Annotated in this window: 9 protein-coding genes; 5 read left to right on the plus strand and 4 right to left on the minus strand. The window is 38.3% G+C overall.

The features are described 5' to 3' along the window. Positions 1-96: 96 nt before the first annotated feature. Complete coding sequence (gene rapA / locus QMA08_RS12385) at positions 97-2,991, minus strand: RNA polymerase-associated protein RapA (RefSeq protein WP_024595181.1); 2,895 nt, start codon at positions 2,989-2,991, stop codon at positions 97-99. Positions 2,992-3,296: 305 nt separating this feature from the next. On the opposite strand from rapA, the gene QMA08_RS12390 reads away from it, so the two are divergent. Genes QMA08_RS12390 through QMA08_RS12400 form a run of 3 tightly spaced genes read left to right on the plus strand, consistent with a single transcriptional unit; the run spans position 3,297 to position 9,438 of the window. Continuing rightward, the gene (locus QMA08_RS12390; protein WP_290174611.1) at positions 3,297-4,694 is read left to right on the plus strand and encodes a PhoH family protein; all 1,398 of its coding nucleotides are present in this window, start codon (positions 3,297-3,299) and stop codon (positions 4,692-4,694) included. Positions 4,695-4,745: 51 nt separating this feature from the next. After that, complete coding sequence (locus QMA08_RS12395; protein WP_290174612.1) at positions 4,746-8,555, plus strand: ATP-binding protein; 3,810 nt, start codon at positions 4,746-4,748, stop codon at positions 8,553-8,555. Beyond that, positions 8,539-9,438, plus strand: a complete 900-nt coding sequence (locus QMA08_RS12400; protein ID WP_039488304.1) for a diguanylate cyclase — start codon at positions 8,539-8,541, stop codon at positions 9,436-9,438. Before QMA08_RS12395 ends, QMA08_RS12400 begins: the two co-directional genes overlap by 17 nt. A 66-nt stretch (positions 9,439-9,504) precedes the next feature. Here the strand turns inward: QMA08_RS12400 and QMA08_RS12405 are convergent, their stop codons facing one another. Further along, positions 9,505-9,885 carry a DUF3192 domain-containing protein gene (locus QMA08_RS12405; RefSeq protein ID WP_024596200.1) on the minus strand — a complete coding sequence of 127 codons (381 nt, stop codon included), beginning with the start codon at positions 9,883-9,885 and terminating at the stop codon, positions 9,505-9,507. A 185-nt stretch (positions 9,886-10,070) separates the two neighbouring features. Next, complete coding sequence (locus tag QMA08_RS12410) at positions 10,071-11,015, minus strand: D-2-hydroxyacid dehydrogenase (RefSeq protein WP_290174613.1); 945 nt, start codon at positions 11,013-11,015, stop codon at positions 10,071-10,073. Positions 11,016-11,404: 389 nt separating this feature from the next. Between QMA08_RS12410 and QMA08_RS12415 the strand changes: the two genes are divergently transcribed. Together QMA08_RS12415 and QMA08_RS12420 are read left to right on the plus strand one after the other, a co-directional pair. Further along, positions 11,405-12,538: a 1-acyl-sn-glycerol-3-phosphate acyltransferase gene (locus tag QMA08_RS12415; protein WP_138490038.1), complete on the plus strand. Its 1,134-nt coding sequence runs from the start codon at positions 11,405-11,407 to the stop codon at positions 12,536-12,538. A gap of 105 nt (positions 12,539-12,643) precedes the next feature. After that, positions 12,644-12,889, plus strand: a complete 246-nt coding sequence (locus tag QMA08_RS12420) for a DUF1289 domain-containing protein (protein WP_008170756.1) — start codon at positions 12,644-12,646, stop codon at positions 12,887-12,889. On the opposite strand, the gene QMA08_RS12425 is transcribed toward QMA08_RS12420, so the two are convergent. Next, positions 12,886-13,584, minus strand: coding sequence for a transporter substrate-binding domain-containing protein (locus QMA08_RS12425; RefSeq protein ID WP_182196852.1), 699 nt, complete (start codon positions 13,582-13,584; stop codon positions 12,886-12,888). The two genes, QMA08_RS12420 and QMA08_RS12425, sit on opposite strands and share 4 nt — an antisense overlap. Positions 13,585-13,624: the final 40 nt, after the last annotated feature.

Consider the following 13,624-nt stretch of genomic DNA (forward strand, 5'->3'; position numbering starts at 1 on the left):
TTTTAAATGAAGTTTAAAAAGATATAGCTATTTATATCAATTAAGCTTAATTGCCGACTCTAAATTTACTCTGGAGTCGGCTCAAAAACTAAATATTTAGTGTGAAACCACTATTAAGCGAATTGCATCAAGTTGTAACTGCGTTTTTTCAATATACGTAGTTAGGTCGTTACGTTGCTTATCGTAGAAGGTAATTTCTTCTTGGCGAATATTCGGATTAATTTGCTTAAGGGCAACAAGTCGCTCTTGCTCTTCACTGAGTGACGTTTGCATTTTAGCAAGTGACGCTGCGCGAATAACTTCAAGTTTTTCTTGTGCCATATCTTTAGCGGTAGTGATCATCGGGTGAACAGCGCTTTGCAATGCACCGGCAAGCTTACTTGCTGTTTGGCGGCCAACGGCTGATAACTGTTGATTAAAGCCTTCAAATGCCACGTTTTCACCTAGGTTATTACCTGCTTTATCGAGCAATATACGAATTGGTGTAGGCGGTAAAAAGCGACCAACTTGTAATACTTTTGGTGCCATTGCTTCTGCAACAAAAATAAGCTCAACAAAAAAGGTACCAGGCGGTAACTTTTTATTTTTAAGTAAAGCCACCGATGCGCTACCAAAGTCGTCGTCACAAATCATATCCATGGTGCCTTGCACCATAGGGTGATCCCAGCTGATAAAGTGTACATCTTCTTGCGAAAGTGCAGTGTCGCGATCAAAGGTAACCGTCATGCCGTCTTCTTTAAGCGATGGGAACGATGCATTTAACATATGTTCCGTTGGCTTTAAGATAATGGTGTTTTCGCCTTTATCTTCTTGGCTTACGCCAAATGTGTCAAACACGTTGATCATGTAGCTTGGCAATTCAAACTGGTTATCGAGTTTTTCGATATCAGTTACAAGCGAGTCGGCAGCACCTTGACCCGATGAATGTAGCTCTAGTAAACGATCTCGTCCGCTTTCCATTTTTTTACGCAGTACCGCATTTTGTTGTGCTACTTGCTCAAGTAATGGATCGAGTTCGTCTTCATCGCAGTTATGCGCAGAAATATATTCAAGTAGGTCATCACGGAATTCTTTATAAAGCATTTGCCCAGTTGTTGATGTAGATTCGAATGCATCTAGACCTTCGTTATACCAACGTAGCAGTACTTCTTGAGCGGTGTTTTCAAAATATGGCACATGAATGTTCACATCTTGTGTTTGGCCTATACGGTCTAATCGACCAATACGTTGTTCGAGCAAATCTGGGTTCAGTGGTAAATCAAACAACACTAAGTGATGCGAGAACTGGAAGTTACGACCTTCTGAGCCAATTTCTGAACACAGTAATATTTGTGCATTATCGTACTCGTCTGCAAAAAATGCAGCAGCGCGGTCACGCTCAATAATAGACATACCTTCGTGGAATACCGACGCTTTAATTGCTTCACGTTCACGCAGTATTTGCTCAAGGCTGATAGCTGTTTCAGCTTTAGCACATATAAGCAGTACTTTTTCGCGCTTAAGTGTTTTAAGGGTGTCGATTAACCAATCTACGCGTGGATCGAATAAACCCCAGCTTGCGCTTTCGCCTTCAAATTCTTGAAATATTTTTTCAGGAAAAAGAGCACGGTGTGCACTTAGTTCAGGGTTTTGAATGCCGCCCATGTTACCAAGAACCGACATAGCCGTTTTATACTGCTTTGGCAGTGCCATAGGGTAGGCATGTAATTTACGGCTTGGGTAGCCATCAATGCCGCTGCGGCTATTTCTGAATAATATACGACCTGTGCCATGGCGATCGAGTAGCATGTTAAGTATTTCTTTACGTGCTGGTAAATCACCTTGCTGTGCTTTTTCAAGAATATCAGTAATATCGGTTTCTTTTAATAGCTCAATTAGTGTGGCTTTGGCTGCGTCGTCCAGAGCTTGCTCTTGCAGTAATTGATTTGCCGCTTGCGCTACGTCTTTATAATTTGCTTCTTCTTCTTTAAACACGTCGTAGTCGTAAAAACGATCCGGATCGAGTAATTGTAAACGCGCAAAGTGACTGCTGTGACCAAGTTGATCAGGCGTTGCTGTAAGCAAAATAAGGCCCGGAATATCTTGGCTAAGCTCTGCCATACGTTGGTACTCTGAGCTTGGTTTGCCGTTATTTATACTTAGGTGGTGGGCTTCATCTATTACTAAAAGGTCCCAATCAGCAAGCGTTGCTTGTTCAAACCAACGTTTTTTCTTGGTTAAAAACTCAAGGCTGGTAAGTACTAGTTGCTCTGTATCAAATACGTTTGGAGAATCTGCAAACGCTTCGTCGCAGCGCTCTTCATCAAAAATAGAAAAACGTAAGTTAAAGCGGCGTAGCATTTCTACTAACCATTGGTGCTGTAAGTTTTCAGGCACCACAATCAGTACGCGACTCGCACGGCCACTAATAATTTGTTGATGTAGTATCATGCCCGCTTCAATTGTTTTACCAAGGCCTACTTCATCTGATAAAAGTACGCGTGGGGCAAAACGTTTACCCACTTCTTGGGCAATATAAAGCTGGTGCGGAATAAGATTAGCACGCTGACCAATTAAGCCTTTAATAGGCGATTGTTCACGTTCAAATTTATGTAACCACGTTTGGTAGCGAAGTGTGTAGCGATCAAAACGATCGACTTGGCCTGCAAATAAACGATCTTGTGGTTTATTAAACTTAATAAAATGATCTAAAAAGGTCTCTTTTAACTTGGCCGTTTCGCCATTATCAACACGGGTGCCGTGATAACAAAGTAACTCGCCTTGTACTTCAATAGACTCTACTTCTAATTCCCATTCTTCAACGCTTTTGATCACATCGCCAGGATTAAATGCCACACGGGTAACAGGTGCCTCTGCACTAGAATAAACACGGTTTTCACCACTGGCAGGAAATAATATGCTGACCTGACGGCCTTCAATGGCAACAACGGTGCCTAATCCTAAATCTGACTCTGTATCACTGATCCAACGCTGACCTAAGGAAAAATTCATGTATGTCTCGTCTATGATGAAAAAGGCGGCTATGTTACCTGTAAGCTAACACCACTGCAAGGCGCTATTTGGCTCACTTTTAATTAATTTTGTAAGTGTTAATTATTACTATTAAAACAGCTTGTTTATGACTCTTTTTTAGGTAAATCAAAACTAATTACAGTTTGTAATAAAACGGACTTTTATGACAAATAGACTAAACTTACATTATGCCTTAGCAATTAAGTATTGCAGGTTTAAGTTTTGCCCGTTTTACTTAGTTATTTTGGTATAGCATAAAAATCATAAAACGTAAGGAAAGTGCTATGGAAAAAGCTTCGAACCTTGAAAGTAAAATGTATGTGCTAGATACCAACGTACTACTTCACGAACCACTCGCTTATTTGTCTTTTCAAGAGCATGACGTTGTAATTCCGATGACGGTGCTTGAAGAACTTGACCATATAAAAGACAGAAAACACGACGTAAGCCGTGATGCGCGCGTCGCTATTCGTGGATTAGATGAAGTTCTTAAAAATGCAACGCCTGAGCAAATGCTACAAGGCGTGGCGCTGCCGAGTAACAAAAAGGCAAAAGCGAGCTCTGCCGGTACCCTCATTATTGTAAACGACCATTTATTTGCCGACTCCATTTCTGGTTTGCCTGGTAACGAAAACGACCATCGTATTATCAATTGCGCCGTGTACTTACAAAAGCAGCACAGTGATTCAAAAGTAATACTTGTCACAAAAGACATAAACATGCGTTTAAAAGCCAAAGGCGCCGGGCTTAAATATGTTGAGGATTACCGTACCGACCAACTTATTGATGATATAAGCTTGCTCACTAGTGGTTATAAAAAAATTGAAGGTGATTTTTGGGACCATGTAGGGGAGTGTAATACGCAGCAGCACGGACGCGATACGTTTCATCATGTGCCTAAAAACTTAATACCTGATGTATTTTGTAATGAATATTTACTTGATGGAGGGGATCAGTTTGCGGCGCGCGTTAAATCGTACGATGACGAGCACATAACGCTAAAAGATATTGGTGTTGAGCGTTTAATGCATCAACAAGCATGGGGCGTTAAGCCCAAAAATATTTATCAAGGGATGGCATTAGATGCATTACAGGATACAGGTATTGAACTTGTTATTTTAACAGGACCAGCAGGGTGTGGTAAAACCTTGTTAGCACTTGCCAGCGCCCTTGAAATGGTCATCGAAAAAGGTATTTACGATAAAGTAATAGTTACCCGTAATACGCCAGAAATAGCAGAGTCTATTGGGTTTCTACCAGGCACGGAGGAGGAAAAAATGGCGCCATGGCTTGCAGCTATCACTGATACGCTGGAGGTATTGCACAAAGGCGACGAAAACCCAATATCGAGTCGAAATTACATAATGGAGAAGGCTAATGTACAGTTTAAATCGGTTAACTTTATGCGCGGGCGTAGCATTCAAAATGCGGTGGTAATTTTAGATGAGAGCCAAAATTTAACGGCATCTCAGCTTAAGACGATTATTACTCGCTGCGGCGAAGGTACTAAATTAATTTGTACAGGTAACTTGGCGCAAATTGATAGTAACTATTTAACGCCAGTAACATCGGGCTTGACGTACATAGTAGAGCGCTTTAAAAACTTTGAAGGCAGCGCAACAATAAACCTCAACGGTGTTGTGCGTAGTCGCTTAGCGTCATTTGCAGAAGAAAATTTATAACTTGCGCTTAACAAATTGGCTCGATAGTCTATCGATTGATTTTCGAGCCAAATGGCAGGCAGTACATTGAATTTTTTACCTCTGAAGCATTATTATCGTTCATTATTTATTGCGCTGTTAGTGCCATTGATTGTCGCTTTTTTACTGTGCTTGCACTTATATAATATAAAGCTTGAGCGGACGGTTGAAAAACGCCAAGCTGATTTTACAAATGTTTCAGCGCAAGTTACCCACGGCATGGACTCGGTGAGTAATCTACTTACCACCATGTTTAACTTATACGAGCAAGCGACTTATCCCAAAATAAACCAAGATTTGCTCGAAGGCATAAATCAATATGATGGTTACTATTATCGTCATTTTATTGATCAAAGTACGGAAATTGTAGGTAAAGGTGAGTTTGCGTTATCTGCTAAGGCATTAATGCAGTGGCAGCAGGCTATTACATTAGGGCCTTCGTTTAATACAACGCTTGCGTTAATGCAGTCGTTATCTGCTGTAGCGTATGTTGATGATAATGGTTTTGCTTATGTAAGCAGGCACAACAAAAGCCAAAGTTTAATGCTTACTGAAATTTTAAATGGAAAATTTAAGCCAAAATTTGCGCAAAACAAACTTACTTCAAGCCCTATTGTTAAAGTGAATGACAATTCGTATTTTGCTATTGGTCGACAACGAAGCACTGGCTCAGCCGATTACATTATTTTAATTTATGATGTTCAAGCAATTTCTGGATGGTTAAAAAAGGTGTCACCGAACAGTGGTGAATACGTTTTTATGAACCAATCGCATCAAATTATCGCCAGCTCTAAACAGATAATAGAGCAAGCGACTGCGTTAAAAGATTATTGGCCAGACTTGGCCAATCATCAGAGTCAAAAAACAGTATTAACTAGTGATAGTAATTACTTTATGCAGCCTATGGATGAGTTACCTATTCACGCAGCATTTTACGAGCACAAACCCCAATTAATAAGCTCAATTAAGTATGAGATATTACTAGAGTTTACTTTTTTAACGCTATTTTTAAGTATTATGTTTGGCGTGTTTTTTTGGTTAAGTCAGCGCATTTTTATAAAGCCGATGACTCACTTAATGTCATACCTTGAGAGTAACGGTACACAACAAGAAGAGCAGCTAAATTACAAAGTACCACTGAGCTGGCAACCTTGGTTTTCTAAAGTGAAGCGTGTATTTACTAAAAACAAACAGTTAGTTGATTCATTACAAAGTGCAAACAAAGCTCTGGATGACCAAGTTCAGCTGCAATCAGAAAAGCTAAGCCGCAGTTACGAAGCAAAAGAGCGCCACTTAGCTTTGCTCAACACTATGCTAAACAGTGTGCCAGACCTTATTTACTTTAAAAATATTGATGGTTCATTCTTAGGATGCAATAAAGCATTTGAGGCGTATATTGGTAAAGATCAAACTGCATTAGTTGGTAAATATGTAGATGATTTAGGTGACAATGATCAGCAAATAAATGCGCTTGAAAAACAAGTATTACAAAACAGAAATAGTGTTGAACAGCGAATAGAAACCGATACAAAATCGTATCAACTTACTATTGCACCTTTTTATAACGAGCACCAACACCTGTTAGGAACCATGGGTATTGGCCGCGATATTACTGAACAGCAACAAACATTATTGGCCTTAAAATCATCTGAATCTAAATTTAGAAGTGCCATTGAATTTGCGGCTAACTGCGTGGTTTTACTCTCGCTTGAACACACAATATTACAAGTTAATAAAGCAGCAAGAAAGCAGTTTTCTGATCAGCCAGTACTAGTTGGGGAGCAGTTGAAAGCATTATTTGATGACTCCCAATGGCAGCAAATAAAAAGCACATTAGCGCAATTGCTAGATGACAAAAAACGCGTATACCATTTAACGCTTGCTCAAGGGGGTTTAACAAGCTGGTTGCAACTAAGTGTATCGCTTGTCTGGGATGAAAACCGCGATCCAGCTTATTATGTTATACACATTCAGGATGTAAGTGCCTTAACTAAATCAAAACTAGATGCTGAACGAGCAACCCTAGCTAAAAGCCGCTTTATAGCCAATTTAAGTCATGAAATACGTACCCCTTTGAACGCTGTTTTAGGGTTGCTTGATATGTTAATTGAGCAAGGCTTAACGCAAAAGCAATTACAACAAACGGATCAAGCTAAGCATGCAGCACAAAGCTTGTTATTAATGCTTAATAGAATGCTTGATTTTGCACGTATTGAAGGTTCGCAAACCGATTTAAAACAAGCATCTTTTAGCATGGTTGAGCTGGTAGATATTTGTGAAAGCTTAACGGCTCCATTGTGCGAAGGAAAAGGTATTGAGTTTTTTATTGATATTGACCCGCTAATAGCACCTGATTTGATATGCGACAGTATACGTTTGCAGCAAATATTAGGTAACTTATTAACTAATGCCGTTAAGTTTACAAAAACAGGTTCCATTACTTTAAAAATGGAACTTATTGAAAGCGATAGCCTAGAGCAACAGCATATTTGCTTTAAAGTAATTGATACTGGCATGGGTATAGATGAAGCCGATCAAAGTCGCTTATTCGACGCTTTTACTCAAGGTGATGAATCTTCAACCCGCATACACCAAGGGGTTGGGCTAGGTTTAGCTATTGTTAAACATGCAGTGTCGTTAATGGGTGGGGAGATTGCTTTAAAGAGTAAAAAAGGCCACGGCAGCGAATTTTATTTTAGTATTAGCTTTTTAGTTGATACCACTAAAAACACAGTGTTACCGACTAATACATTGGCTATTTTATCTGATCAAAGTAAAGAGCTTAAGCAGGTGACAAATGCATATAACGAACTTGCTAATATTAATTTAGATGAAGTACTAAAATACCCAATTAAGCTCTCTAATACTCAAAAAATAATAATTGATGCAGCTGACTTACCTGCACTTTTAAATGTTGAAGCGATTAATGATTCGTTATCAGCTAAAGAAACATCGGTAATTATTATTAATCATCAGCACACACTTAATTTACCGACAAGCGAGCACTTAGCTGCGCATCACGTTAAAGCATCGGCATTAGGGCAAAGGCTATTTAGTTTGAACTCTCAGCAAAAGCCTATAGTTAATACAAGTGCCGCAGTACACAGTGCAACTGAAAGTAAAGCTGATATATCGGGTCTACTTGTATTAGCAATTGATGATAATCAGCTTAACCTAGAAATAATTAGCAGTGTTCTTCGCCAAGCAAACGTAAATGTTGTCACGGCTTTAAGCGCATCAATTGGTATGGAATTATTGCAAGTTTTAAAGCCTGACTTAATATTGATGGATGTGCAAATGCCGAAAATAGATGGCTGTCAAGCAACCGCTTTGATTCGTCAACAGTTTGACGCAAAGCAACTGCCTATTTTTGCTTTAACGGCTCATTGTGAACCTGCTGATGTAGAACGTTCTTTAAAGTGCGGCATGAATAAACATTTAACTAAACCGGTTGTTGCTAAAGTACTTATTGATGCAATTGCTGATTTAAACTTAGTTAAACCAAGCTTTTTTGAAAAATCATTTGCTTTAACGCAGTTTAGTATGGATGAAAAACTACTTAATACGATGATTGATAAATTTGCTAGCTTGTGTAAAACCCAGCTATCGCAACTAGAAGAAACAACCAATAAGGATGATTTGGTACGTTTAGTGCATAGTATCAAGGGTGTAGCTGGTAATTTAGGTTTTAGACGATTATCACATTGTGCTTTATTGTGTGAAAGAACGCTTAAAACAACTAATAAGCCTATTGAAATAACACTACAAGAGCTTATCATACAGCTAGAACAGGTAATTGTTTTTATAAAAGGGCTAGGGGTTAGGGATGTCGAAAAGAGCTAAAGTACTTATTGTGGATGATGATCCAATCAACAGATTAGTACTTGAAAAAACACTTAAAGCAGAACACGACGTGTTCTTAGTTGAAAGTGGTGAAAAAGCACTGACCTTTGTAAAAACAGCGCAAGTTGATTTAATAATCCTTGATGTAATTATGCCTGGAATTGACGGCTATCAAGTACTTGTGGAGCTTAAAGAAAACCCAATAACTCAGTCTATTCCTATTATATTTATATCAGCCAATCGTAGCCATGATGATGAAGCAAAGGGCTTAGAGCTCGGTGCAATGGACTACATAACCAAGCCATTTAGTCCTTCTATTGTTCGCGTTAGAGTGCGCAACCAACTCCTCATAAAGCAAAAAAATGATTTGCTAGAAATGCTAGCTTCGATAGATGGCTTAACTGAAATACCAAATAGACGCTACCTTGATGAAAACTTATCTCGAGAATGGCGCCGCAGCAAGCGAAGTGGAACACCGCTATCGGTGTTACTTATGGATATAGACCACTTTAAACGTTACAACGATTGCTACGGACACCGTGCTGGCGATGAGTGTTTAAAGAATGTTGCGCAAGCACTTGCGGCTCAATGTGAACGTGGCAGTGACTTTATTGCTCGTTATGGCGGAGAAGAATTTGCTGCTGTGCTACCAGGAATTGATAGGCATGAAGCAATGGAGTTTGCTAATAAATTACGCAATGCTGTAAATGCTTTGAATATAGAACACAAAGCTTCATTAAATGCAGACCACATCACTATAAGTATAGGTATTGCCACTACACAAAGTGGTAAAGTGTATGCTGAGCAAGCATTATTAGAAGAGGCCGATTTAGGCTTATATGCCGCTAAAGATGCAGGGCGAGATAGAATAGTCGCACGCTAAAAACTTAATATACAAAAACGCCAATATTTATATATTGGCGTTTTTGTATCAAACATTTTTTATTGGTTACTGCGTGATCATACCTAAAGCGGTGTCACCAATGCCCACTAACTTATCATTTTTAAATACAAGTGGCGTACATTCATCTTTTGTTGTTTTTGAATCTGAATGCTTGCTATGCGTTACATAAAAAAGTACTTGGTATACATCATCATCTTTTTTTAATAGCTCAGTGAAATTAGGCGTTTTTAATTGCGTTAAAACAGACTGATAGCTGCTATCCATTTTTAGCTCTGATATAACTTCACGATTATTTTTATGCTGTGCTTGCCAGCTTGATGAGTTTTTCCCTGCCCAATGAGTCTCAGCTTCGCCATCTGACACGGCAATAACACAGCCTGTTAAAAATGGAGCGATTAAAGCGGCTGCTAAAAGTGATTTTTTCATTTTTATTTACCTTAATAAGATTTTTAATTGGTTATTAACTGTATTAAAGCAAAGAGTAGACCATATTTATAAACTGTTATTAATCAGTTTGTTAAGTGAGTTAAGCTGTTTTTATCTAATAAAATATTAAATATATTAGTAAAAACAGCCATTTTTTAGCTTATTTGATTACTACAATAAAATGATTAAACCAAGCGGTTGCGTGATTCACCTTTAGTAAATGCCGCAATATTTAAACTTACTTCATTAATTAAACGCACAATAGATTCAGTACTTGCCCATGCAATATGTGGAGTAAGTAATAAGTTATTGCCTGTGTAATTAGCAAGTGGATTTGAAGCTTCAGCAGGTTCTTTAGTTAGTACATCAACACCGGCTCCAGCAATTAGATTTTGCTCAAGCGCTGTTGCTAAGTCGGCTTCGTTAATAATACCACCACGTGCTGTATTAATAATTATAGCGCTTGGCTTCATCATTTTAAGCTCATTAAGTGCAATTAAATCACGTGTTTCATCTGTAAGCGGGCAGTGTACGCTGATTATATCGGCTGTTTTAATGACGTCTTCAAAAGGCGTACGACTATCACGACATTTAACCCCTTTGCGCTCTGCAACAATAACATTAGCGCCAAATGCCTCAGCCACTTTAGCAACGCCTTTGCCTAGTGTACCGCCGCCTATAATGGCAAATGTTTTACCTTGTAAGTCGTTAAAGCTGTAATCGAGTATGCAAAACATTTCACTTTTTTGCCATGCACCTTGCTGACAATCTGCCTGATAGCGGTGGGTGTTACCCAGTAAGTTAGTAATTAAAGAAAATGTATGTTGAACAACTGAAGGGGTTGAGTAGCCCGCTACATTAGTTACGGCAATACCAAATTCTTTAGCGGCTTCTAAATCAACATTATTAGTACCAGTTGCACTTACGCAAATTAATTTCAGCTGTGTTAGCTGACTAATCGTATCGCGATTCAAAACTGCTTTATTAGTGATTAATACATCAGCGCCTTGGCAATGCTCAATAACTTGCTCTGGGCTGGTAAGTTCATAAGTCGTTAATTTACCAAGTTGTTCTATACACGAAAGAGATGTTTTAGCTAACGTTGCGTTATCAAGAATAGTAATGTTCATTATGAGCCCTAAAATAAGTGGATCTGAAAGAGTTAAAATCGTAAAAAAGAGGCTTACGATCCATCAAAAATCTAAAATATGGGCTTAAGGTACTACGAAAGAAAGGCTTTGTTAATGGTATTACTACCAAATGATTAGAGGGCTATGTAGTAGTGGTCTGCCCACTAACAGATTGAGAACATGGTATTTTGCTAGACTGATCAGTTTTTTTGCACTTATAAGCAAGCCTATGGTCATAGAAGGTAATTAAACTCGGCTTTAAAGCAAGTTGCTAAAATAAAAAATCGTTTTTTTGGTTATTTCGCATTTTAGATTGGCTGAGTTATAATCGGATATAGACATAAACGGTGCGCTTTAGCGTGCCGTTTTTTAACATTGTAGATGTAGTAATGAGTGAATTAGAAGATAAATACGCAGATATACGCCCATACAACGACGACGAAGTTGCGGCATCGCTTACACGTTTGATTAACGATGATGCGTTTATTGATGTAATAGCAAAGTATAATTTACCGCGCTTTTTATCGGCAGTGCCTTTTATTGCACGTCCAATGGTAAGAAATCAGTTACGCAAAAAATGGGGCAAAGTAAGCACCGTTGAAGATGTGCAAAATGAAGTGGCGCAATACTTAGATAAACTAGTGAAGCGCACCACATCAAAAGTTACCTTTTCTGGGCTAGAGCAGTTAGACGCTAATCAGGCCTATTTATTTATTTCAAACCACAGAGACATAGTGCTTGATCCTGCATTAGTTAATTGGGGTTTATATCAGCATAAAATGAAAACAGTGCGTATTGCTATTGGCGATAATTTATTGCAAATACCTTACATTACTGAGCTTATGCGTTTAAATAAAAGTTTTATTGTTAAGCGCTCTGCTAAAGCACCAAAAGAAATGTTAAAAGCATTAACCCAGTTATCGTCATATATCTATGACTCTTTAATCGGTGGAAATTCTATTTGGATTGCACAAAAAGAAGGGCGTGCAAAAGACGGTTTTGATCAAACAGATCCTGCCCTTTTAAAAATGTTGCAATTAAATGGACGTAAACAAAAGAAAGAATTTGGCGATTATATTAAAGAGTTAAAAATAGTGCCTGTTTCTATTTCTTATCAATATGAACCGTGTGCAATTGCTAAGGCTAAAGAGCTTTATCATAAACAGCATCATGGTGAATATATTAAGTCAGCGGGTGAAGATATTGCCAGTATTGTTGAAGGCTTTAGTTCGGCTAAAGGGCATGTGCATTTAGCATTTGGACAGCCAATCGAATCTAAATGTGATAGTGCTGAAGAGCTTGCTAAAACAATTGATAGGCAAATTGTAGATTCGTTTTATTTGCACCCAGGTAATTACATTGCTGGTGGCTGTAAAGAGGCGGTAATAGATTCTCCTGATACAGCGACGTTTGAACAGCGTTTAGCCTGTGTACCAGAAGAGTTAAAACCGTTAGTGCTGGCCATGTACGCTAAGCCATTTCACCGTAAAACAGAGATAAATACCAATAGCTGTGAGTATTAATAATCCCAGCTCAACAAAACTAAGCAGCAATTAAATTGCTGCTTTTTTTTTGCTCAAAAATAACGCTATACTAATACCTCCTCTTCAACTGGGCGGTACTTATGCATGCAACAAATTGAAATATTTGATATTCCAAGTCCTTGCAAAAGTATTTGCTTAGTTAACAACAGAGGATATTGCAAAGGGTGTTATCGTAGTCGGGATGAACGCTTTTCGTGGAATACCTTATCGAACGACCAAAAAAAGAAGGTGCTTAGTTTGTGCCAGCAGCGCTACAAGCGCTACCTTCAAAAAAAGCAGCAAAATGCAGTGCCAAGCACGCAGGCGCAGCAGCAAGGGTTCGACTTTTAAAAGCTTAATCCATATTTGGCTCTTAGTGCGTACACAGTGCCATTGTTAGTTAGGTTAATTAATGACATTTTAAGCTTTTCTACTAAGTTTTCATTACGTTTATTTAAATAATGATAAAGCGGATAAGTACTCAATACTTCTTTTACAAAACAGCCTTGAGGTGACGGGAGCTCATTATTTTGCATTATAAAGTTAATCATTAAAGCTCCCTGTACTTTTTTCTGAGCAAGCAAATTAAGTTGGGTATTCATGCTTTTAACTTTAATAATATTCCCTGCAAACTGTGTGCTTGCTAAATAATGTTCTTGCACAGGGTAGCCATCAACGATTGCGACGCTATCGAGCTGTTCTAAACTGTTAGGTAAACAGTTTTTATATAATACTAAGTCAAACTTAAATAGCTCATAATCGACTCTAATTAAGTTTTCGTAATTTTCTTCAACGCTTGCATCTCTTCCTAACTGCCCATCAAGTACGCCATTATTTGCAGCGAGCAAAGCATTTTGGTGACTAAAATCGATTATATGTATTTTAAAACCGATATCTGCGTATGCTAACTTTAATAGCTCTAAGGCATAATCAGCTTGAGGTGTACTTTGCGGACGATTAAAAGTGAGGTTGTATTGATGACTAAAACAAGAGGCACTAAAAAATAAATTTACCAATAATAACAAGATACTAAAATGTCTATTCATTATCAGTTCCAATTACTACAGAAATAAATAAAATAAGACG

It is taken from the genome of Pseudoalteromonas sp. APC 3355 (assembly GCF_030407615.1).
In the GTDB taxonomy this organism is placed as follows: Bacteria; Pseudomonadota; Gammaproteobacteria; order Enterobacterales; family Alteromonadaceae; genus Pseudoalteromonas; species Pseudoalteromonas distincta.

Excerpts from the sequence above, each read along its gene's own strand:
- QMA08_RS12390 (WP_290174611.1), top strand. The coding sequence starts at position 3,297 with ATGGAAAAAGCTTCGAACCTTGAAAGTAAAATGTATGTGCTAGATACC.
- rapA (WP_024595181.1), bottom strand. The coding sequence starts at position 2,991 with ATGAATTTTTCCTTAGGTCAGCGTTGGATCAGTGATACAGAGTCAGAT.
- QMA08_RS12395 (WP_290174612.1), top strand. The coding sequence starts at position 4,746 with ATGGCAGGCAGTACATTGAATTTTTTACCTCTGAAGCATTATTATCGT.
- QMA08_RS12415 (WP_138490038.1), top strand. The coding sequence starts at position 11,405 with ATGAGTGAATTAGAAGATAAATACGCAGATATACGCCCATACAACGAC.
- QMA08_RS12400 (WP_039488304.1), top strand. The coding sequence starts at position 8,539 with ATGTCGAAAAGAGCTAAAGTACTTATTGTGGATGATGATCCAATCAAC.
- QMA08_RS12410 (WP_290174613.1), bottom strand. The coding sequence starts at position 11,015 with ATGAACATTACTATTCTTGATAACGCAACGTTAGCTAAAACATCTCTT.
- QMA08_RS12420 (WP_008170756.1), top strand. The coding sequence starts at position 12,644 with ATGCAACAAATTGAAATATTTGATATTCCAAGTCCTTGCAAAAGTATT.
- QMA08_RS12425 (WP_182196852.1), bottom strand. The coding sequence starts at position 13,584 with ATGAATAGACATTTTAGTATCTTGTTATTATTGGTAAATTTATTTTTT.
- QMA08_RS12405 (WP_024596200.1), bottom strand. The coding sequence starts at position 9,885 with ATGAAAAAATCACTTTTAGCAGCCGCTTTAATCGCTCCATTTTTAACA.